21 protein-coding genes and 1 pseudogene are annotated in these 19,979 nt (G+C 70.2%); 15 read left to right on the top strand and 7 right to left on the bottom strand.

From position 1 onward, the window contains the following. Window positions 1-14: 14 nt before the first annotated feature. From CAL24_RS21935 to CAL24_RS21915, 5 genes and pseudogenes are all read right to left on the bottom strand, one after another. Window positions 15-455 (bottom strand): CopD family copper resistance protein, encoded by a 441-nt coding sequence (locus CAL24_RS21935; protein ID WP_028355171.1) that lies wholly within the window; start codon window positions 453-455, stop codon window positions 15-17. Between the two features lie 146 nt (window positions 456-601). Next, window positions 602-1,411 (bottom strand): META and DUF4377 domain-containing protein, encoded by an 810-nt coding sequence (locus CAL24_RS21930; protein ID WP_028355170.1) that lies wholly within the window; start codon window positions 1,409-1,411, stop codon window positions 602-604. 113 nt (window positions 1,412-1,524) lie between these two features. Then, window positions 1,525-2,127, bottom strand: coding sequence for a DNA-3-methyladenine glycosylase I (locus tag CAL24_RS21925; protein ID WP_094807924.1), 603 nt, complete (start codon window positions 2,125-2,127; stop codon window positions 1,525-1,527). Then, window positions 2,127-2,621, bottom strand: a pseudogene (locus CAL24_RS21920) (methylated-DNA--[protein]-cysteine S-methyltransferase); the annotation flags it as partial. The pseudogene CAL24_RS21920 and the gene CAL24_RS21925, both read right to left, overlap by 1 nt. A 159-nt stretch (window positions 2,622-2,780) precedes the next feature. Beyond that, window positions 2,781-3,611 (bottom strand): isocitrate lyase/PEP mutase family protein, encoded by an 831-nt coding sequence (locus CAL24_RS21915; protein WP_028355167.1) that lies wholly within the window; start codon window positions 3,609-3,611, stop codon window positions 2,781-2,783. Between the two features lie 119 nt (window positions 3,612-3,730). Between CAL24_RS21915 and CAL24_RS21910 the strand changes: the two genes are divergently transcribed. Further along, window positions 3,731-4,945 (top strand): winged helix-turn-helix domain-containing protein, encoded by a 1,215-nt coding sequence (locus tag CAL24_RS21910; RefSeq protein ID WP_028355166.1) that lies wholly within the window; start codon window positions 3,731-3,733, stop codon window positions 4,943-4,945. Between the two features lie 99 nt (window positions 4,946-5,044). Next, window positions 5,045-6,052: a pyridoxamine 5'-phosphate oxidase family protein gene (locus CAL24_RS21905; protein ID WP_094807923.1), complete on the top strand. Its 1,008-nt coding sequence runs from the start codon at window positions 5,045-5,047 to the stop codon at window positions 6,050-6,052. A 14-nt stretch (window positions 6,053-6,066) separates the two neighbouring features. Here CAL24_RS21905 and CAL24_RS21900 read toward each other — a convergent pair whose 3' ends face one another. Continuing rightward, on the bottom strand, window positions 6,067-6,966 hold the full coding sequence (locus CAL24_RS21900) for a LysR family transcriptional regulator (RefSeq protein WP_419670661.1): 900 nt from the start codon (window positions 6,964-6,966) through the stop codon (window positions 6,067-6,069). A 61-nt stretch (window positions 6,967-7,027) separates the two neighbouring features. Then, complete coding sequence (locus CAL24_RS21895; RefSeq protein WP_028355163.1) at window positions 7,028-7,822, bottom strand: crotonase/enoyl-CoA hydratase family protein; 795 nt, start codon at window positions 7,820-7,822, stop codon at window positions 7,028-7,030. A gap of 229 nt (window positions 7,823-8,051) precedes the next feature. Here CAL24_RS21895 and CAL24_RS21890 point away from each other — a divergent pair, with 229 nt between their 5' ends. From CAL24_RS21890 to CAL24_RS21830, 13 genes are all read left to right on the top strand, one after another. After that, entirely contained in the window at window positions 8,052-9,275 is a 1,224-nt protein-coding gene (locus tag CAL24_RS21890) for a CaiB/BaiF CoA transferase family protein (protein WP_094807922.1), read from the top strand. A 61-nt stretch (window positions 9,276-9,336) separates the two neighbouring features. Next, window positions 9,337-10,308, top strand: a complete 972-nt coding sequence (locus CAL24_RS21885; RefSeq protein WP_094807921.1) for a Bug family tripartite tricarboxylate transporter substrate binding protein — start codon at window positions 9,337-9,339, stop codon at window positions 10,306-10,308. Window positions 10,309-10,313: 5 nt separating this feature from the next. Next, window positions 10,314-10,778: a MaoC family dehydratase gene (locus CAL24_RS21880; RefSeq protein WP_094807920.1), complete on the top strand. Its 465-nt coding sequence runs from the start codon at window positions 10,314-10,316 to the stop codon at window positions 10,776-10,778. A 436-nt stretch (window positions 10,779-11,214) separates the two neighbouring features. Further along, window positions 11,215-12,012, top strand: a complete 798-nt coding sequence (locus tag CAL24_RS21875; RefSeq protein ID WP_094807919.1) for an enoyl-CoA hydratase/isomerase family protein — start codon at window positions 11,215-11,217, stop codon at window positions 12,010-12,012. Then, window positions 12,009-12,413: a Zn-ribbon domain-containing OB-fold protein gene (locus CAL24_RS21870; protein WP_028355158.1), complete on the top strand. Its 405-nt coding sequence runs from the start codon at window positions 12,009-12,011 to the stop codon at window positions 12,411-12,413. The genes CAL24_RS21875 and CAL24_RS21870 overlap by 4 nt, the downstream gene beginning before the upstream one ends. Further along, on the top strand, window positions 12,410-13,567 hold the full coding sequence (locus CAL24_RS21865; RefSeq protein ID WP_028355157.1) for a thiolase: 1,158 nt from the start codon (window positions 12,410-12,412) through the stop codon (window positions 13,565-13,567). The genes CAL24_RS21870 and CAL24_RS21865 overlap by 4 nt, the downstream gene beginning before the upstream one ends. A gap of 17 nt (window positions 13,568-13,584) precedes the next feature. Then, the gene (locus CAL24_RS21860; RefSeq protein ID WP_028355156.1) at window positions 13,585-14,361 is read left to right on the top strand and encodes an SDR family NAD(P)-dependent oxidoreductase; all 777 of its coding nucleotides are present in this window, start codon (window positions 13,585-13,587) and stop codon (window positions 14,359-14,361) included. A 2-nt stretch (window positions 14,362-14,363) separates the two neighbouring features. After that, on the top strand, window positions 14,364-15,521 hold the full coding sequence (locus CAL24_RS21855; protein WP_170947147.1) for an acyl-CoA dehydrogenase family protein: 1,158 nt from the start codon (window positions 14,364-14,366) through the stop codon (window positions 15,519-15,521). Between the two features lie 19 nt (window positions 15,522-15,540). After that, the gene (locus CAL24_RS21850) at window positions 15,541-16,524 is read left to right on the top strand and encodes an acyl-CoA dehydrogenase family protein (RefSeq protein ID WP_094807918.1); all 984 of its coding nucleotides are present in this window, start codon (window positions 15,541-15,543) and stop codon (window positions 16,522-16,524) included. A 44-nt stretch (window positions 16,525-16,568) separates the two neighbouring features. After that, window positions 16,569-17,237: a 3-oxoacid CoA-transferase subunit A gene (locus CAL24_RS21845; protein ID WP_094807917.1), complete on the top strand. Its 669-nt coding sequence runs from the start codon at window positions 16,569-16,571 to the stop codon at window positions 17,235-17,237. Continuing rightward, on the top strand, window positions 17,230-17,871 hold the full coding sequence (locus tag CAL24_RS21840) for a 3-oxoacid CoA-transferase subunit B (protein ID WP_028355152.1): 642 nt from the start codon (window positions 17,230-17,232) through the stop codon (window positions 17,869-17,871). The genes CAL24_RS21845 and CAL24_RS21840 overlap by 8 nt, the downstream gene beginning before the upstream one ends. 42 nt (window positions 17,872-17,913) lie before the next feature. Next, the gene (locus CAL24_RS21835; protein ID WP_028355151.1) at window positions 17,914-18,867 is read left to right on the top strand and encodes a tripartite tricarboxylate transporter substrate binding protein; all 954 of its coding nucleotides are present in this window, start codon (window positions 17,914-17,916) and stop codon (window positions 18,865-18,867) included. 140 nt (window positions 18,868-19,007) lie between these two features. Then, a complete protein-coding gene (locus CAL24_RS21830) occupies window positions 19,008-19,979 on the top strand; it encodes a LysR family transcriptional regulator (protein ID WP_028355150.1) in 972 nt (323 codons plus the stop codon).

The raw sequence follows: 19,979 nt of genomic DNA, 5'->3' as shown, positions 1-19,979 counted from the left end.
GCGCGCCGCGCCTGCTACCAGGCGACGTAGAGCATGGCCTTGGCCAGCAGCACGATCAGCGCGACGTGGCAGAACACGCTGATATGGATGCGCCGCGAGTTGCGGGTGTTGAGCCGCCCGCGGCGCTGCAGCGCCATGGCAGTGAGAAAGTGGCCGAACACGCTGAGCGCCAGCAGGATCTTGACGCCGAGCAGCAGCCCGAAGCTGCTGGCCAGCGGCTGGGCCAGCGCGGCGCGGTGTTGCCAGGCCAGGCCGGCCCCCGCGGCGTACAGCGCCAGCAATACCCACGGGATGACGCGCCGCGCGCGGGCGCCGATGGCGCTTTCCACCAGGCGCAGCGCCTCGCGCGGCACATGCCTGCGCACGCCTTCCAGCATCACGACTTCGAAGAACACCGTGCCGGCGAACGCGATGGCGGCGACCAGGTGCAGGGTCAGGAGAACGGGATAGCTCATGATGCGGTAACGAGAACTGTTTTCTCTCGGATGTTGGCATCACGATGCAGGCGGGCCATTGACAGGGATCAAGGCCCGCGTCCCGGCACGGCGGGACAAGCGGGACGCCGCGCCGGCCGCCCATGCGGCCGGCGCGGCCAGCGGCGTCAGCGGGCGCCGGTCTGTTCGCTTTCGACCACCATGTCCAGCACGTAGGCGTAGCGCGAGGCGTCGGCCGGCACATTGGCGCGCTCGTAGCGCTTGATGCGCAGCACGTTGCGCACGCCGGGCTCATGGGTATAGCCGTCGATCTCGCTGTAGAAGGCCTGCCATTCGCCCTGGCGAGTCTTGATGCCGTTGGCGTCGTACTGGATTTCGCGCACCTGCAGGCACTGCATGTTGGGGATCAGCGGATGCGAGCAGGCCACCCGCTGCGGCGCCACTTCCAGGAACATGGTCTGGCCGGCCGAGCCGTAGCGGGTTTCGTCGGTGGGCGTGCCGGTCAAGGTCCATTGCGCGCCATCGTCGAAGCCGACCGTCAGGGTCGGGTTGTCCGCGCCGTCGGCGATGCGCCACGTCGTCGCCTGCGGCAGGCGGCGGGCCACGTCGTGCTCGTACTGCATGACGGCCGCGTCGCCGCAGGCCATCATGGTGCCCACCATCTGGGAGATCTTCAGGCGCTCGCCCTCGGTCTGGTAGCTGCCGCCGAGCCGGTTGCACAGGCCCGCCACCGAGACGCGCTGGTCGGCGAAGGTCAGGCGCAGCGGCGCGCCGCGCAGCGTCCGGGGCGGCACCCAGCGGCTTTGCGCCGCGCCGCCGGCGTCTTGCGCCTGGGCGAGGTCCCAATGGTAGGCCGACAGGGTGGCGGCGGCGGTAGCCGGCTTGCCGGCGTGAGTGGATGATTGATCGTTCATGGTGCAGGCGGCCAGCGCGCCCAGCGCGCCGATCAACAAGAGACGGGAGACGAAGTGCTTCATGGTTTCGGATCCTGGCTGGATGACTCCTGCATTATCCCCGCTGTGGCGCGCCGGCAGGCCGGCGCAATGTAAACAAACGCAAAGGGCCGTGGCGCGCACGGCCGGTCGCCGCATCAGCGCGGCCAGATCCCGGAGCTGCCGCGGCGGTGGCTGTCGACCAAATGCGTGTCGATCATGCCGGTGGCCTCCATGAGCGCGTGCATGGTGGTCGGGCCGACGAACTTGAAGCCGCGCCGGCGCAACGCCTGGCTCAGGGCGGTCGAGGCCTCGGACACCGTGGGAATGTCGCGCACGGTGCGCGGCGCCGGCGTCTGCGCGGGCTGGAACGACCAGATGAACTGCGCCAGCCCGCCGTCGGCCCGCAGCGCGATGGTGGCCGCGGCGTTGTGGATGGTGGCAAGGATTTTCGCGCGGTTGCGCGCAATGCCCGGGTCGCTCAGCAGCCGTTGGACATCCGGCTCGGTGAATGCCGCCACGGTGTCCACGTCGAACTGCCGGAAGGCGGCGCGGAAGGCTTCGCGCTTGCGCAGGATGGTGGCCCACGACAGCCCCGACTGGAAACATTCCAGGCTGAGCCGTTCGAACAACCCGCGCTCGTCGCGCACCGGCATGCCCCATTCGGTGTCGTAGTAGTGGCGCAAAAGCGGGTCGTGCGCGGCCCAGGGCGGCCGCGCCAGGCCGTCCGCGCCGATGATGACGCCGGTGTCCGCCGTCATGCCGCCAGCTGCCCCTGTCCGCTTTCCAGCGCCAGCAACAGCGCCTTGGCGCGCAGCCCGCCGGCGAAGCCGGTCAGGTCGCCGGAGGCGCCGACCACGCGGTGGCAGGGCGCCACGATGGAAATCGGGTTGCGTCCATTGGCCGCGCCCACCGCGCGCACCGCCTTGGCGCGCCCGATCTGCGCCGCGATGTCGCTGTAGCTGCGCGTCTCGCCATAGGGAATGGTCAACAGCGCCGACCACACTTGCTTCTGGAATTCCGTGCCGGCGAATTCCAGCGGCAGCTCGAACCGGTCGCGCGTGCCCGCGAAGTATTCGCCGAGCTGGCGCTCGGCTTCCAGCAGGACGGGACGCTGCGGTTCTTCCTGCATGGGGCCGAGCCGCACCCGGTCGGGGCGGTCGTTTTCCCACAGGATGGCGGCGAGCTTCGCGCCGCTGGCCACCAGCTTCAACTGGCCTACCGGGGTGGCCACGGTCTTGTATGCGTATGACATGTCCGGACTCCTTCACACGAGGGCAAATGTGCCTGTCGCCGTCATCGCCAGGCGCTCGCGGCGCCCGCGTCGAGCGCGAGGCTTCATGAGGCGCAGTCTACGTCTGCGCCGGCTGCTTCGCACTCGTCTTCTTGCCCCTGAATTGCCGCGCCGGCCAGCTCATTGGCGGGGCGGCCCGAACAGCCCGTTGAGCGCGTCGCCGGACGCCGCATTGGCGAAGGCGATATCGAAGCGCCCCTGCGCGACGGCCTGGGCTGTCTGGATGAATCCCGCCCAGGCTGCGCGGGCCAGCGCGCCGCCCACGCTGATGCGGCGCACCCCCAGGGCGGCGATGTCGGCCAGGCTGAGTTCGCTGGTGGTGCCGACCAGCAGGTTCACCGGCTTGGGCGCCACGGCCGCCACTACCGCGGCGATCTGTTCGCGCGTGCGGATGCCGGGCGCGTACAGGCAGTCAGCGCCGGCCTGCGCATAGGCGCGCAAGCGGGCGATGGCGTCGTCCAGGTCGGGGCGGCCGGCGATGAAGTTTTCGGCGCGGCCCACCAGCAGCGTGCCCGTGCCAGCGGCATCGATGGCGCCGCGCGCTGCCTTCAGGCGGGCGACCGCGACATCGATGGGAAACAGCGGCTCGGCCGGGTTGCCGGTGGAGTCCTCGATCGACAGGCCGGCCACGCCGGTGTCCACGGCCAGGCGCACGTTGCGCCCCACGCCTTCGGCGTCGGCCGCGTAGCCGTTCTCGAAGTCGGCGTTGACCGGCAGATCGGTGGCCGCCACGATCTCGCGCAAGTGCGCGAGCACCAGGTCCAGCGGCGCGCTGCCGTCGGGCAGGCCGTGCGACCAGGCCATGCCCGAACTGGTGGTGGCCAGCGCCTTGAACCCCAGGCTTTGCAGGTAGCGGGCGCTGCCCGTGTCCCAGGGGTTGGGCAGGATGAAGCAGCCTTGCTGGTGCAGGGCGTGGAAGGCGGCGCATTTGTCGGCGGTGGGCGAGGGCATGGCGCATTGCTCCGGGCAGGATGGGGCTACACAGTCTACTGCGCGGCGGGGCATCGGGGCGCATGCTTCGGCGCGGATCGAATAATATCGACGCCATCAAGAACCACCAGGAGACAAGCGTGCGCAGCTCCGCGACTGAACCGCTCGCCCTGACCGACGGGCAGGCGCGGCGCATCGCGCTGGCGGCGCAGGGATTCGGCGGGCCGCGCGACGGCCCGGTGGGGCGCCGGCAGTTGACGGCGCTGCTGGGCCGGCTGGGCGTGATCCAGATCGATTCGGTCAACGTGGTCTGCCGCACCCACTACCTGCCGGCTTATTCGCGGCTGGGCGCCTATCCGCAAGGCCTGCTGGAAGAACTGGCCTGGGGCCGCAAGCGGCCGCTGTTCGAGTACTGGGCGCATGAGGCCTCGCTGCTGCCGCTGGCCAGCCAGCCGCTGCTGCGCTGGCGCATGCAGGATGCCCGGGCCGGCCTGGGCACCTGGAAAGGCATCGCCCGTTTTCTGCAGGAGCGGCGCGAGTTTATCGATAATGTCCTGGACGAGATCGCCGGGCGCGGCCCCTTGTCGGCCTCCGAACTGGAGATGGGCCACAAGGGGCAGGGCGGCTGGTGGGGCTGGAGCGAGGCCAAGCGCGCGCTCGAGTGCCTGTTCTGGGCCGGCGAGCTGACCGCCGCCACGCGCCGCGGCACCTTCGAGCGCGTCTACGACTTGCCCGACCGGGTCCTGCCCAAGGCCGTGCGCGACGTCCCGACGCCGCCGCGCGCCGCCGCGCAACGCGCGCTGTTGCGCATCGCCGCCCGCGCCATGGGCATCGCCACCGAGCGCGACCTGCGCGATTATTTCCGCATGGGCGTGGACGAAACCCGCGCGCGCCTGCGCGAGCTGGTCGAGGCCGGCGAGCTGTTGCCGGCCGCGGTGCGCGGCTGGCGCGAGCCGGCCTACCTCGACCCGGCGGCGCGCCGGCCGCGCCGCATGGAGGCCACGGCCCTGCTGTCGCCGTTCGACAACCTCATCTGGTTCCGCGAACGCGCCGAGCGCCTGTTCGGCGTGCGTATCCGGCTCGAGATCTACACGCCGGCGCACAAGCGCGTGCATGGCTACTACGTGCTGCCCTTCCTGGAAGGCGACGCCCTGACCGCGCGGGTCGACCTCAAGGCCGACCGCAAGGGCTCGGTGCTGATCGCGCAGGCCTGCCATGCCGAGCCGGGCGCGGGCGCGGCAACCCCGGCGAAGCTGGCGGCCGAACTCGAACGCATGGCGGGCTGGCTGGGCCTGGGCGGGGTGCGCGTGGAAAAGCGCGGCGACCTGGCGGCCGCGCTGGCCGCGGCGCTGTAGGGGACGGGCGGCCGCCGGCGGGGCGGCACGGTATCTCTATTATTAATAATAATTCTCATTTATTATTGAGCGCGCCACAACCGCATCGAGGAGGCGTGCTTGGATAACCCGATTCACACGATCGAGGCCCTGGAGGCCCGGATCGGTGCGCGGCCCGCCGCCATTGACCTGAAGGTCATCGACCACCTGGACGCGCACGCCCGGCGCTGGCTGCAGGCGTCGCCCCTGGCATGCGTGGCCACCAGCGATGCCCGGCTGGTCGAGGTCACGCTGGCCGGCGGCCCGCCCGGCTTCGCGGCCGCGCTCGACGCGCAGCGCCTGCGCCTGCCATGCGCGGCGCTGGACGATCCGGCGCACGCGCAGCCCGGCCGCGGCATCGGCCTGCTGTTCCTGGTTCCCGGCCTGGGCGAGACCTTGCGCGTGAACGGCAGGGTGACGGCGGTGGAGGCCGGCGACGCCATCGTCGCGGTGAACGAATGCTATGCGCATTGCGCCAAGGCCCTGCTGCGCTCGGACTTCTGGCGGCCGGCCGCGGCGCCCGCGGCGGCAGCGGACCCGGCCGCATTCCTGGCGGCGAGCCGCTTCATGGCGCTGGCCACGGCGGACGACGCGCTGCGCACCGACCTGAGCCCCAAGGGCGATCCCGCCGGGCTGCTGGTCCGGCCCTGCGATGGCGGCATCCGCTTCGCGGAGCGGCCGGGCAACCGGCGCACCGACAGCCTGCGCAACATGCTGGCGCGCCCCTGCGCGGCCGCCATGCTGCTGGTGCCGGGCAGCAACCGGGTCGCGCTCGCGCATGGCGCGACGCAGATCAGCGCCGACGCGGCGCTGCGGGAGGAATTCGCGGTGCACGACAAGGTGCCGAAGCTGGTGACCCGCGTGGCCTCGCCGTCGATCGAACTGCGCGACAGTGCGGCGCTGGCGCGCGCGCGGCCGTGGGACGCGCCGGTGGCGCCGGCCGACATCGACCCGGCGGCGATCTTCGCCGCGCATGTGCGGCTCAACAAGACGCGCGGCCTGGCGGCGGCGCTCGCCAGGGGCGCCGTATCCATCCCCGGGCTGATGCGCCAGGGGCTGGAACAGGATTACAAGCGCAACATGTACTAGGGCCGGCGCGGCCGTCAGTCGTCGCCGAAGCAGTGCAGCGCGACTTCGCGAAAGCGCTGCGCCGCCGGGCTGGACGGTTCCGGCAACAGCAGCGCCAGGCCGATCTCGGCGGCCGGCGAGAGGTCGGCGATGGCCCGGTAGGCCACGCGCGGGCTGGGGTTGTATTGCATGACGGCCGGCACCAGCGCCACGCCCAGGCCGCTTTCGACCAGCGACAGGACGGTCTGCACCTGCGTGGCTTCCTGGGTCACGCGCGGCAGGAAGCCGGCGCGCTGGCAGGCCAGCATGGCGGTCGCGTGCAGGCCGGCGGCGTCTTCGCGCGAGTAGAAGACGAACGATTCCGCCGCCAGCTCTTCCATCTTGATCTCCGGCTTGTGCGCCAGCGGGTTGCCCAGCGGCAGCGCCGCCACGAAGCCCTCCGCCAGCAGCGGCGCCAGGCGCGCGCGCGAGGGCGCCAGCAGCGGCGTGCGCACCAGCCCGACATCCAGGTCGCCGCTGTCGACCCGTTCGGCGATGCGTACCGACGTGCCTTCTTTCAGGACCAGTTCCACGGCGGGATACTCGGCCCGGAACAGCCGTACGATGCGCTGCAGGACGCCGTTGGTGGTGGAGCCGACGAAGCCCACGCGCAGCGCGCCGCCCGTGCCGGTGGAGGCGGCGCGCGCGGCCGCCCGCAGCTGCACATTGTGAAAGAGCAGGCGCCGCGCTTCGGCCAGGGCCGCCTGGCCGGCGGGCGTCAGGGACACGCCGCCCGCGCCGCCACGCTCGAACAGGCGCGTGCCGAGATCCGCTTCCAGCTTCTGGATCGCCACGGTCAGCGGCGGCTGCGTCATATGCAGCCGGTCGGCGGCGCGCCGGAAATTCAGCGTCTCGGCCAGCACCACGAACTGGCGCACCCGCCGCAGGTCGAGCATCGGGTCGGGCGCGGCGTCGCCCTTGCCGGGTGGTTGGGTCGGCTCTGCCATCAGGTCGGCCTCATTGGTCGAAGCGGGGCGCGCGCTTTTCCAGGAACGCCGCCACGGCTTCGGCGTGTTCGGGCGTCTTGTGCGCCAGCGCCTGGTAGGCCGCCGAAAGCTCCAGCAGCGTGTCGAGCCGGGTATGCAAGGCTTCGCGCATCAGCCGCTTGGTCATGCGCATGGCCTGCGGCGGGTGCACGGCGATGCGCTCGGCCAGCGCGCGGGCCGCGTCCATCAGTTCGTCGTGCGGCACCACGCGCGACACCAGCCCCCATTCCAGCGCGCGCTGGGCGTCGATCACCTCGGCGGTGAAGGCCAGCTCGGCGGCGCGCGCCATGCCCAGCAGGCGCGGCAACAGCCAGGCGCCGCCATCGCCCGGAATGATGCCGAGCTTGACGAAGCTTTCGGCGAACTTGGCCTTCTCGGACGCGATGCGCAGGTCGCACATGCAGGCCAGGTCCAGCCCGGCGCCCATGGCCGGGCCATTGACCGCGGCGATCACCGGCACTTCCAGGTTGAACAGCGCCAGCGGCAGCCGCTGGATGCCGGCGCGGTATTCCTCGCGGATGTGGGCGGGCCCGACCGACGGATCGGCCTGGCGCCGCATGGCCCGGATGTCGCCGCCGGCCGAGAAGGCCGGATCGGCGCCGGTGAGGATCACGGCGCGCACGCCGGGATCGGCCTCGATGCGGGCGATGGCGGCCACGAACTCGTCCACCGCCGTATTGCCCGTGAGCGGATTGCGCGTCTCCGGCTGGTTCATGGTCAGCGTCACCACGTGGCCTTGCTGGGTGTAGGAAAGGAAATCGCTCATGGGAAAGCCTCCAGGGTCGGCAGTATCTGCCGTGACTATCGTTTGGGCGGACTTGATATCCGCATGACGCCCTGGCCACGCCGGCCAGCGCGCACTATCCGATGTGCGAGTGTACGGGGCGCGCCATTTGATACGCAACGTATATCAAAATTCACACAAATAATATTGGACGCAGAGGAAGCCGCGACCCTAAGCTGAGCCCGAACGAATCACGGAGGCAGCGAGAAACATGAGCACGGCGCTTGGACACCTCAAGGTCCTGGACCTGACCCGCATCCTGGCAGGCCCCTGGGCGACCCAGAACCTGGCGGACCTGGGCGCCGAGGTGATCAAGGTCGAGCGTCCGCGCGTGGGCGACGATACGCGCGCCTGGGGGCCGCCGTTCCTGAAGGACGAAGCCGGCCGCGAGACCGCCGACTCGTCTTATTTCCTGGCGGCCAATCGCGGCAAGAAATCCATCACCGTCGACCTGGCGCACCCGGAGGGGCAGGCGCTGATCCGCGAACTGGCCGCCACGGCCGACGTTGTGGTCGAGAACTACAAGGTCGGCACCCTGGCGCGCTACGGCCTGGACTACGCCAGCCTGAAGGCGGTCAACCCGCGCCTGGTGTATTGCTCGATCACGGGCTTCGGCCAGGACGGCCCGTATGCCGCGCTGCCGGGCTACGACTTCGTGTTCCAGGGCATGGGCGGGCTGATGAGCATCACCGGGCAGCCGGAAGGCGCGCCCGGCGACGAGCCGATGAAGGTCGGCATCGCCATCAGCGACCTGCTGACCGGCATGTATGCCACCACCGCGATCCTGGCGGCGCTGGAACACCGCCATGTGAGCGGGCAGGGGCAGTACATCGACATGTCGCTGCTCGACTGCGTGGTCGGCATCAGCTCGTACCAGGCGATCAACCATTTCCTGTCGGGCAAGGTGCCGCGCCGCATGGGCAACGCGCACTCGAACATGGTGCCGTACCAGGTCTTCCGCTGCAAAGAGGGCGACGTCATCGTGGCGGTCGGCAACGACGGCCAGTACCGCGCTTTCTGCAAGGTGATCGGGCGCGACGACCTGGCCGCGGACGAGCGCTATGCCACGCCCGGCCAGCGCAACCGCAATCGCGACACGCTCATTCCCGAGATCGCGCAGGCGATGCTGGCGCGCACCATGCAGGAGTGGGTCGCCCTGATGGAGGCCGCCAACGTGCCGTGCGGGCCCATCTACAACATGCAGCAGGTGTTCGAGGATCCGCAGGTGCGGCATCGCGGCATGCGCCTGGCGCTGCCGCATGGGGCGGGCGTGCAGGCGCCGGCGGTGGCCAACCCTATACGCATGTCCGATACCCCCATTCAGTACGGCGCCTCCGCCCCGCTGCTGGGCGAACACACCGACAGCGTCCTGGCCGGGCAGCTTGGCCTCGCGCCGGAGCGGATCGCCGCGCTGCGCGCCGCCGGCGCGATCTGACGGCGCGGCGCCGCCGCGCGCCGGGCCGTTTTCCTTTCATAAAACAACAGGAGACAACACCATGCCGCGTCGTTCATTTGTCCGTAGTGTCGCCGCGCTCGCCCTGGCCGCCTGCTGCGGCGGCGCGCTGGCGCAGGCCAAGCCTTCCTCCATCCGCTACGTCGTGCCCTACCCGGCCGGCGGCGCGGCCGACCAGATCACCCGCCTGGTGGCCCACGATGCCGCCGCCATCCTGGGCGTGCCGATCGTCATCGAGAACAAGGGCGGCGCGGCCGGCATGATCGCGGCCGAGACGGTCCTGCAGGCCGAGCCCGACGGCGCGACGTTCTTCGTCGGCTCCAATGCGCCGATCGTCATCAACCAGGCGATCTACAAGAAGATGTCGTATGACCCGGCCAAGGACTTCATTCCCGTGGCGGGCATGGGCAAGGCGCCGCTGCTGCTGGTGACCCGCAAGGACCTCGGCGCCGCCGACCTGCCCGCGCTGGTGGCGCTGGGCAAGCGGGAGGACGGCAAGCTGACCATGGGCTCGGCCAGCAGCGGCAACATCACCCACCTGGCGGGCGAGCACGCCGCCAGCCAGATGGGCTTCAAGGTGACCCACGTGCCGTTCAAGGGCAGCGCGCCGGCCATCACCAGCCTGATGGGCGGCAACATCGACATCATGTTCGACGCGCTGCCCTCGTGCATGGCGCAGGCGCAGGCCGGGCGCATCGTGCCGCTGGCCATCCTGGACGACCAGCGGTTCCCGCAGCTGGCGGACGTACCCACCGCCCGCGAGCTGGGGTTCCCCGGGCTGGAGGCCGCCGCCTGGTTCGGCGTGATGGCGCGCGCCAGCACGCCGCAGCCGGCCATCGAGGCCATGAACCAGGCCATCAACCAGGCGCTGCAGCAGCCTGCGCTGGTCGAGAAACTGCGCCGCATCGGCGCCCAGCCTATGCCTGGCTCGCAACAGGAGTTCGCGGGCTTCATCGATGCCGAGCGCAAGCAATGGATGCCGCTGGCCAAGTCGCTGGGCGTGCAGGCGGACTGACGGCCATGGAAAGAACCAGCTTCGATTCCATTGCGGCCCTCAAGGCTTTCGTCGGCCGGCCGCCGGTGGTGGGGCGCCCCATCGTGGTCGACCAGGCCGCCATCGATACCTACGCCGAGGTGGTGCATGACCGGCAGTGGATCCACGTGGACCGCGCCCGCGCCGCGGCCGAGTCGCCGTTCGGCACCACCATTGCCCACGGCCTGCTCACGCTGTCGCTGATCACCGGCTGGTATCACCAGTTGTTCGAGTTCCCGGGCCGCAAGCTGGCGCTGAACTACGGCTTCGACAAGGTGCGTTTTCCGGCGCCGGTGCCCAGCGGCTCGGCCCTGGTGGGCAGCTTCCGGCTGGCCCGGGTCGACGACCTGGGCGACAACGAGGCGCGCTGCATGTGGCACGTGGACGTTCGCGTCGAAGGGGCCGAACGGCCCGCGATGGTGGCGGAATGGCTGATGCAGCTGCGTTATTGATGGCCCCGGGGTGTCTGCGCCCTCCAATGTCCAGGTGTCTGACACCCTTTGCGGCAGCGCGGCGATTTGCCGGCCGTCTGGCCAGGGTGTCAGACACCTGGCAAACGCACGGGTGTCTGCGCCCTCCAATGCTCAGGTGTCTGACACCCTTTGCGACAGCGCGGCGATTGGCCGGCCGTCTGGCCAGGGTGTCAGACACCTGGCAAACGTACGGGTGTCTGCGCCCTCCATCGCTCAGGTGTCTGACACCCTTTGCGACAGCGCGGCGATTTGCCGGCCGTCTGGCCAGGGTGTCAGACACCTGGCAAACGCACGGGTGTCTGCGCCCTCCAATGTCCAGGTGTCTGACACCCTTTGCGGCAGCGCGGCGATTTGCCGGCCGTCTCGCCAGGGTGTCAGACACCGATGAACCCGATCTGCCTATTTGAGAAACCCCATGTCCGTACTTGAACTTTCCCGCGTGGGCGCGTGCGCGGTGTTGACCATGAACCGGCCGGCCGCGCGCAATGCGCTGGACCTGGAGCTGCGCGGCGCATTCGCCGCGACGTTGCCGGCCATCCGTGACGACGAATCGGTGCGCGCGGTGGTGCTGACCGGCGCCGGCGGGCACTTCTGCGCCGGCGGCGACATCCGCGCGATGGCGGCGGGGCAGGGCCGCACCGATGTCTTCGAGGGCCGCAGTCGCATCCTCGGCATGCAGCGCTGGTTCGACGAGCTGGTGGACCTGGAAAAGCCCGTCATCGCCGCCGTGGACGGAGTGGCCTACGGCGCCGGGCTGTCGCTGGCGCTGGCGGCCGACTTCGTGCTGGCCTCGCCGCGCGCCACTTTCTGCGCGGTGTTCGCCCGCATCGGTTACGTGCCGGACCTGGGCGGCATGTACTTGCTGCCGCGCGCGGTGGGCCTGGCGCGCGCCAAGGCGCTGGCCTTCTCCGCCCGCGTGGTCGACGCGCGCGAAGCGCTGCAGCTCGGCATTGCCCATGAAGTGGTCGAACAGCAGCCGGTGCTGGACGCCGCCATTGCGCTGGCGGCGCGCTTCGAGCAGGCGCCCGCGGGGGCGCTGGGCATCATGAAGTCGGTGATGAACCACGCGTTCGAGTCCGATCGCCGCACCGTCTACATGCAGGAAGCCATGGCGCAATCGCTCTGCCGCGAAAGCGCCTTCCACCGGGAAGCGGCGCGCCGCTTCATCGACAAGCAACCCCCTTTGTACCAATGGCCACAGGAGCAACCATGACCGAGCATCCGCCTTCCGCGTCCGGCCCGCTGCCGCAGCAGGAGTACTTCGCCCACCTGGCAGCGGGCCGCTTCATGATCCAGCGCTCGCGCAGCAGCGGCGAATACGTGTTTTATCCCCGCGTGGCGGCGCCGCGCACCGGCGCGCTCGACCTGGAATGGGTGGCGGCGTCGGGCCGCGGCACCGTCTATGCCACCACCGTGATGCGCGTGCGGCCGCCGGCCGAGCCGTACAACGTCTGCCTGGTCGAGCTGGAAGAAGGGCCGCGCATGATGAGCCGCGTGGAAGGCGTCGCGCCGCAGGATGTGCGCGTCGGCATGGCGGTGCGCGCGCGCATCGCCCGCGACGCCGACGGCCAGCCGCTGGTGGTGTTCGACCCGGTCAAACAGGAGCAGGCATGAGCCAGGAACATTTTCCGCGCGGCAAGACCGCGATCGTCAGTTCGGCCACCTACGGCATCGGCGAGGCGCCGGGCCTGTCCTCGCTGGACCTGGCGGTGCGCGCCAGCGTGCAGGCGCTGGCGGGGGTGGGCCTGACGCCGGCCGACGTCGACGGGCTGTTCATCGGTCTGCCGGACGATTATCTGTCGGGCCTGAGCTTCACCGAATACCTGGGCATCGCGCCGCGCCTGACCGACAACAACCGCACCGGCGGCTCGTCGTTCCTGACCCACGCCATCCACGCGGCGCTGGCGCTCGAGGCGGGCCTGTGCGATGTGGCGCTGATCGCCTACGGCAGCAACCAGCGCAGCGCGGCCGGCAAGCTGGTCAGTTCGTTGCGGCCCTCGCCCTACGAAGGGCCCTACAAGCTGGCGCGGCCGCTGGGCGCCTATGCGCTGGCGGCCTCGCGCTACGCGGCCCAGTACGGGTTGAAGAAAGAACAGCTGGGCGCGGTTGCTCTGGCGGCGCGGCAGTGGGCCCGCAAGAATCCCGACGCCTTCATGCGCGACCCGCTGACCATGGACGACTACCTGGCCTCGCGCCTGGTGTGCGACCCGTTCTCGGTGCGCGACTGCTGCCTGGTCACCGACGGCGCCGCCGCCGTGGTGATGGTGCGCGCCGAGCGCGCCCGCGACCTGGCGGCGCGTCCGGCCTATCTGCTGGGCGGGGCGGCGGCGGCCTGGCACAAGGACATCACCAACATGCCCGACCTGACCGTGACCGCCGCGTCGCTGAGCGGCCCGCGCGCCATGGCGCAGGCGGGCGTGAGGCCAGCCGACTTCGATGTGGTCGAGCTGTACGACGCCTTCACCCTCAACACCATCCTGTTCCTGGAAGACCTGGGCTTCTGCGCCAAGGGAGAAGGCGCCGCCTTCGTCGAGGACGGCCGCATCGCCCCGGGCGGGCAACTGCCGGTCAACACCAACGGCGGCGGCCTGTCGTGCGTGCATCCCGGCATGTACGGGCTGTTCACCATGGTGGAAGCGGCCCAGCAGCTGGCCGGCACGGCGGGCGAGCGGCAGGTGGCGGGCGCCCGGCTCGCGCTGGCGCATGGCAACGGCGGCGAGTTCTCCAGCCAGGCCACGCTGGTGCTGGGCGCCGAAGAAACGATCTGACAACGGAGCATACGCAGATGCAGGACAAGCTTCTCACACTGGAAAACCGGCAAGTCATCGTGACCGGGGCCGGGCAGGGCATCGGACGGGCCCTGGCCACCGCCATCGCCGACCTGGGCGGCCGCGTGGTGGCGGTCGACCTGAACGCCGAGGCGCTGGCCGGGCTGCGCGCCGCGCTGGGCGCCGAGCGTTGCGTGACGCTGGCCGGCAACGTGGCCGACCCCGTCCTCGCGCAGCAGGCCGTGGACGCCGGCGTGGCCGCCTTCGGCGGGGTCAACGCGCTGGTCAATAACGCCGGCGTGACCCGCACGGCGATGATCGACAAGATGTCGGCCGCCGACTGGCAGCAGGTCATCGACGTGCATTTGTCGGGCTCGTTCTTCTTCCTGCAGGCGCTGGGCCGGCACCTGCTCGGCCGCGCCAAGGCCGGCGGCGACGGCGCGGGCTCGATCGTCAACATCTCTTCCGACGCGGGCCGGCGCGGCACCATCGGCCAGATCAACTACGGCGCGGCCAAGGCCGGCGTGCTGGGCCTGACCATGTGTGCGGCGCGCGAATGGGCCCGCTACGGCATCCGGGTCAACACCGTGGGCTTCGGCGTGGTCGAGACGCCCATGACGGAGACCATCCGCGGCGAGAAATTCCGCGACACCTACCTGAGCCAGATCCCGCTGGGCCGCTGGGGCGAGGCCGACGAGGTGGCGCGCCCGGTCTGCTTCCTGCTCTCGGACGCGGCGTCCTACGTGACCGGACAGCATCTGTCGGTCAATGGCGGCTACACCATCGGACTGTAATCGTGACTACTTTGATCGACCGCTTCGAGCTCGCCGCGCTGCCGCCTTCGGCGGAGGCGTTCCGTCAGGACGTGCGGGCTTTTCTCCACGCCGAAATGCCGCCCCTGCCGGCCGACCGGCGCGCCCGTTCCTGGATGGGCTTCGACGCCGGCTTCAGCCGCAAGCTGGCGGCGCGCGGCTGGGTCGGCGTCACCCTGCCGCGCGCCTACGGCGGCGCCGAGATGGACGCTTTCTCGCGCTTCGTGCTGATCGAGGAACTGCTGTGCGCCGGGGCGCCGGTCTCGGCCCACTGGATCGCCGACCGCCAGAGCGGGCCGTTGATCCGCAAGTTCGGCAGCGAGGCGCAGCGCCGCTTCTACCTGCCGCGCATCTGCCGCGGCGAGGCGTTCTTCTGCATCGGCATGAGCGAACCGAACTCGGGTTCGGACCTGGCCAGCGTGGGCACGCGCGCCACGCCCCGCGCCGATGGGGGCTGGACGCTGGCGGGGCGCAAGATCTGGACAACCAATGCCCAGCATTGCCAGTACATGATCGCGCTGGTGCGCACTTCCGGCACGCCGCAGGACCGCAACCAGGGGCTGTCGCAGTTCATCATCGACCTGTCGCTGCCGGGCGTCACGGTGCGCCCCATCGCCGACCTGGCCGGCGATGCGCACTTCTCGGAAGTGTTCTTCGACGATGTGCAATTGTCCGACGACGCGCTGATCGGCCGCGAAGGCAGCGGCTGGGAGCAGGTCACCGCCGAGCTGGCCTTCGAGCGCAGCGGGCCGGAGCGCATTTATTCCAGCATCGTGCTGCTGGACCGCTGGATCGAGTGGCTGCGCGGCCGGGGCGAGACCGCCCTGGCGCCGGCGATCGGCCGCTACGCCACCCACCTGGCGGCGCTGCGCGACCTGTCGCTGTCGGTCACGGCGCGGCTGGCCGCCGGCGAGAGCCCGGCGGTCGAGGCCGCGCTGGTCAAGGACCTGGGCACCACCTTCGAGCAGGAGATACCGTCCGCCATCGAGGCCGCGCTGGGCGCGAACCCGGGCGCCGATATCGACGGCGAGCTGTTGCGTACCTGCGCCTACGTGAACCAGGTGTGTCCCACTTACTCGCTGCGGGGCGGCACGCGCGAGATCCTGCGCGGCATGATCGCCCGCGGCCTGGGCCTGCGTTGAGGGCGGGAGCATGACTGCAATGTATAGCGAAGCTTTTGAAGACCTCCTGGAAGGCCAGTGCGGGCCGGCCGTGGTGCGCGCCATCGATGCCGGCGGCGCGCACGATGCGCTGTGGCGCGAGATCGGGCAGTCCGGGTTCCTGGAATTGATGGCGCCCGAAGACGCCGGCGGCGCCGGCGCGGACCTGGCCGACGCCTTGCCGCTTTTCATGGCGCTGGGCGCCCATGCCGTGCCGCTGCCCGTGGGGCAGGCGATGGCGCTGCGCACCTTGCTGCCGGCCGGCATGGCGGCGCCGGACGGCCTGCCCACTTTCGCGCCCAGCCTGGCCGAGACCGCCGACGGCGGGCTGGCCGCGCCGCGCGTGCCATACGGCATGCGCGCCGGCCTGGTGCTAGCCGAACTGGACGACGCGCTGTGGCTGCTGGACGCCGGCGCCGCGCAACGCCGCAGTTGCGGCCTGCACGGCGAATCGACCGCCGACCTGCGCTGGGACGCCGGCGCGCGCGGGCCAGCCGCCTGGCGGCTCGGCGCGGCCGGCCGGCTGGCCGCCTGGGGCGCGGCGCTGCACGCCGCGCTGCTGGCGGGCGCAATGACGCGCTGTTTCGAACTGACCCTGCAGTACGGCAACGATCGCACCCAGTTCGGGCGTTCCATCGGCAAGTTCCAGGCCGTCCAGCACCAGTTGGCGGTGATGGCCGAGCACGTCGCCGCCGCGCGCATTGCCACGGCGGCCGCGTTCCGCGCCGGCACGGCGCAGCCCGGCCTGCTGCCGGCCGCCATCGCCAAGGCGCGCGCCAGCGAGGCCGCGGCCCTGGTGGCGGCGACCGCCCATGCGGTGCACGGCGCCATCGGCATCACCGAGGAATACGACCTGCAGCTCTATACCCGCCGCCTGCATGCCTGGCGGCTGGCACACGGGTCCGAGGCGCATTGGCACGGCGTGGTCGGCGCGGCCGTGCTGGGCAGCCGCGCGGGCGCCGCCGAGTTCGTGCGCGCGCTGTGAGCGCCGGTTGTCCGGCCATGTCAACTGGGAGCAGGGGGAGGAGCATGTTGCACAAGACCTATGAATCCGCCGACGAGGCGGTGAGCGTGGTGAAGAGCGGCGCGACCATCCTGGTCAGCGGGTTCGGAGACATCGGGCTGCCGTTCGGGCTCCTGCACGCGCTGGCGCGCACCGCGGCCAGGGATCTCACCATCGTCTCGAACAACGCGGGGACGGGCGAGCTGGGGTTGTCGCGGTTGTTCAAGAATGGCCAGGTCGCCCGGCTGATCGCGTCTTTTCCTTCGCAGCCGGATTCGCACCATTACTTCGCCGCCCACCAGGCCGGCCAGGTAGAAGTCGAGCTGGTCCCGCAGGGCACCCTGGCCGAGCGCATCCGCGCCGCGGGCGCGGGCCTGGCGGGCTTCTTCACGCCGACCGGCTACGGCACCGAGCTGGCGCGGGGCAAGGAATGCCGCATCGTCAACGGCCGGGGCTACGTGTACGAGGAAGCGCTGGCGGGGGACTTCGCCTTCATCAAGGCGGATGTGGCCGACGCGTACGGCAACCTGCGGTACCGGCTCGCCAGCCGCAATTTCAATCCCATCATGGCCATGGCGGCGCGCACGACGATTGCCCAGGTCAAGCGGATGGTGCCGGTCGGCGCCATTGATCCCGACGATGTCCATACGCCGGGCGTGTATGTCGACAGAATAGTGGAGGCGGGCGATGAATAAGGGCTGGTCGGACGATGAACTGGCGCGCCGGGTGGCCGCGGACCTGCCGCCATGGTCGGTGGTCAACCTGGGCATCGGCCTGCCCGTGCTGGTGGCGAACCACATTCCGGCCGACAAGACCGTCTTCTTTCATTCCGAGAACGGCATCATCGGCTTGGGCGCCGCGCCGGAGCCGGGACGCGCGGATCCGGACGTGGTGAACGCCGCCAAGAAGCACGCCACCCTCATCCCGGGCGCCGCCATCGTGCACCACGCGGATTCGTTCGCGCTGATCCGCGGCGGGCGGCTGGACTACTCCATCCTGGGCGGGCTGCAAGTGGCGCCCAATGGCGATATCGCCAACTGGAAGGTGCCGGGCCAGAAAGGCGGGGGCGGCGTCGGGGGCGCGATGGACCTGGCCGTCGGCGCGCGCAACGTCCTGGTCATGATGCGCCACCAGGACAAGGCCGGCGCCTCGAAGCTGGTCACGTCCTGCACGTTTCCGCTGACAGCGGTCAACACCGTGACGCGCGTCTATACCGAGCTGGGCGTATTCGAATGCGCCGGCGATGCCTTCATCGTGCGCGATTGCGCGCCCGGCATCGGCCGCGACGAGCTGGCGCAGAGGACCGATGCCGCGCTGCGGTTCCCGTAGCGGCGCACCGCGCGGCCTCATAAAAACCAAGGAGACACCATCATGATCAGAACCCTGTGCCTGGCCTTGTGCCTGTTTTCCGCGGCGCTCAGCGCGGCGCCGTTTCCCAGCAAGCCCATCAACTTGATCGTGCCCTACCCGCCGGGCGGCGCGGTCGACCCGATCGCGCGCCTGTACGCCGAGAAGATCTCGCAGAACTGGGGTGTGCCGGTAGTCGTCCTGAACCGCCCGGGCGCGGGCACGACCATCGGCCTGAACCAGGCGGCCAAGGCCGAGCCGGACGGCTATACCGTCGTCCTGGCCACCGCCAGCATCACCAGCAATGCGCCGCTGTACCGGTCGCTGCCGTACGACACGCTGAAGGATTTCACCTATCTCAGCATGGCCGGCATGATCCCGCTCGCCATCACGGCCAACCCGCGCACGCCGGTGAACAGCCTGGACGAGCTGGTCGACCGGCTCAAGCGGCAGCCCGGTTCGCTGACCTACTCGTCGTCGGGCAACGGCACGATCATCCACCTGGGCGGCGAGCTGTTCAAGTCGCTCGCGGGCGTCGACATGGTGCACGTGCCCTACAAGGGCAGCGGTCCGTCGGTCATGGCGGGCGTGGCGGGCGAGGTCGACCTGACATTCGATTCGGTCTTCCTGATGGGCCCGCAAGTGCAGGCCGGCAAGCTCAAGTACATCGCGGTGGCCAGCGCCAAGCGGCTGAAATCCCTGCCGGAGGTGCCCGCCATCGGCGAAAAGTACCCCGGGTATTTCGTGACCTCGTGGGTCGGGTTCATGGGGCCGGCCGGCATACCGCGGGACATTGCCGATGCCTGGGCCAAGGAAATCGCGCGCGTCGCGGCCCTGCCGGATGTCAGCGAGCGGCTGGCGTCCCTGGGCGTCGAATCGGTGTCCAGCACGCCGCGCGAGTTTTCCAGCTTCGTGGAAAGCGAGATCCGCAAATGGGAAAAGGTGGTCCACGACGCGCAGATCCCGCCGGTGCAGTAGCTCCGGCCGCATGCGCGCGCGATCCGGCTTGCGTTCCGTATATCCAACGTCAATTTATATTCACTATAAGATTCACTTAACTTAGCTCGATTTCTCGCCTAGATTCACGTGGTTTCTTAGTATTTCCGATAGGAGACCACATGGGCGCGCTGAAGAACGATTCCAGCCTCGATATACGCATGCTGCGCATATTCGCCGCGGTGGCGGCGGCCGACAGCCTGTCGGCCGCCGCCACCGCCCTGAATGTGACGCAGTCGGCGGTATCGCAAGCCGTCACGCAGATCGAGCACATCCTCGGCATGCGGGTGCTCGACCGCAGTTGCCGGCCCTACAAGCTGACGCCGGCGGGCGTCGCGCTGCAGCGGCATTCCCGCCAGATCGTCGACGATGTCGACCGCCTGATCGCCCAGGTGCGCGAGGCCGATCTCATGAACCGGCCGGCGATCCGCATCGGCATGATCGATTCGTTCGCCGCCACCACCGGGCCCGCCATCGTCAAGCGGCTGACCCAGAGCGCCAGCCAGGTGCTGGTGTGGTCCGGCCTGGCCTATGGCCATGCGCAGGCGCTGCTGAACCGTCAGGTCGACATCATCGTCACCACCGACGCGCTGGAAGACGTGGACGGCCTGGCGCGCCGGCCCATCTTGAGCGAACCCTTCGTGCTGGTGGTGCCGGCGGCGCGCGCCGACGCGTTTGCGGCCATGGACCTGCGCCAGCTGGCGCAGGCGGCGCCGCTGATCCGCTTCAGCGGCCGCTCGCACTTCGGCGCCATGATCGAGCGCCACCTGCGCCGCTGCGGCGTCAGCGCGCCGCCGTACCTGGAGATCGACACCAGCGATGTGGTCATGGCGATGATCGCCGCCAACCTGGGCTGGGCCCTGGCCACGCCGCTGTGCCTGCTGCAGGGGCGCGCGTGGCTGGACCAGGTGGCGGTGCTGCCGCTGCCCGGGCCCGGCCTGGCGCGCACGCTGCACCAGGTGTCGCGCCACCAGGAATTCGAGGAAATGGCCGAGATGTGCTGGCAGTTCAGCCGCAGCGCCCTGCAGGCCGAGATATTCCCGCAGATGACGGCCCGGCTGCCATGGCTGGGCCGGCAGATGCGGCTTTGTTGA

Source organism: Bordetella genomosp. 2, assembly GCF_002261345.1.
Lineage (GTDB): Bacteria > Pseudomonadota > Gammaproteobacteria > Burkholderiales > Burkholderiaceae_B > Bordetella_A.
The sequence above is the reverse complement of the archived record's forward strand: the minus strand, read 5'-3'. Positions and strand labels throughout refer to the sequence as shown.

Bases quoted from the DNA above. Each gene is read 5' to 3' on its own strand.
- CAL24_RS21935 (WP_028355171.1), bottom strand. From the start codon at position 455: ATGAGCTATCCCGTTCTCCTGACCCTGCACCTGGTCGCCGCCATCGCG.
- CAL24_RS21930 (WP_028355170.1), bottom strand. From the start codon at position 1,411: ATGAAGCACTTCGTCTCCCGTCTCTTGTTGATCGGCGCGCTGGGCGCG.
- CAL24_RS21925 (WP_094807924.1), bottom strand. From the start codon at position 2,127: ATGACGGCGGACACCGGCGTCATCATCGGCGCGGACGGCCTGGCGCGG.
- CAL24_RS21915 (WP_028355167.1), bottom strand. From the start codon at position 3,611: ATGCCCTCGCCCACCGCCGACAAATGCGCCGCCTTCCACGCCCTGCAC.
- CAL24_RS21900 (WP_419670661.1), bottom strand. From the start codon at position 6,966: ATGCTCGACCTGCGGCGGGTGCGCCAGTTCGTGGTGCTGGCCGAGACG.
- CAL24_RS21895 (WP_028355163.1), bottom strand. From the start codon at position 7,822: ATGAGCGATTTCCTTTCCTACACCCAGCAAGGCCACGTGGTGACGCTG.
- CAL24_RS21890 (WP_094807922.1), top strand. From the start codon at position 8,052: ATGAGCACGGCGCTTGGACACCTCAAGGTCCTGGACCTGACCCGCATC.
- CAL24_RS21885 (WP_094807921.1), top strand. From the start codon at position 9,337: ATGCCGCGTCGTTCATTTGTCCGTAGTGTCGCCGCGCTCGCCCTGGCC.
- CAL24_RS21880 (WP_094807920.1), top strand. From the start codon at position 10,314: ATGGAAAGAACCAGCTTCGATTCCATTGCGGCCCTCAAGGCTTTCGTC.
- CAL24_RS21875 (WP_094807919.1), top strand. From the start codon at position 11,215: ATGTCCGTACTTGAACTTTCCCGCGTGGGCGCGTGCGCGGTGTTGACC.
- CAL24_RS21870 (WP_028355158.1), top strand. From the start codon at position 12,009: ATGACCGAGCATCCGCCTTCCGCGTCCGGCCCGCTGCCGCAGCAGGAG.
- CAL24_RS21865 (WP_028355157.1), top strand. From the start codon at position 12,410: ATGAGCCAGGAACATTTTCCGCGCGGCAAGACCGCGATCGTCAGTTCG.
- CAL24_RS21860 (WP_028355156.1), top strand. From the start codon at position 13,585: ATGCAGGACAAGCTTCTCACACTGGAAAACCGGCAAGTCATCGTGACC.
- CAL24_RS21850 (WP_094807918.1), top strand. From the start codon at position 15,541: ATGTATAGCGAAGCTTTTGAAGACCTCCTGGAAGGCCAGTGCGGGCCG.
- CAL24_RS21845 (WP_094807917.1), top strand. From the start codon at position 16,569: ATGTTGCACAAGACCTATGAATCCGCCGACGAGGCGGTGAGCGTGGTG.
- CAL24_RS21840 (WP_028355152.1), top strand. From the start codon at position 17,230: ATGAATAAGGGCTGGTCGGACGATGAACTGGCGCGCCGGGTGGCCGCG.
- CAL24_RS21835 (WP_028355151.1), top strand. From the start codon at position 17,914: ATGATCAGAACCCTGTGCCTGGCCTTGTGCCTGTTTTCCGCGGCGCTC.
- CAL24_RS21830 (WP_028355150.1), top strand. From the start codon at position 19,008: ATGGGCGCGCTGAAGAACGATTCCAGCCTCGATATACGCATGCTGCGC.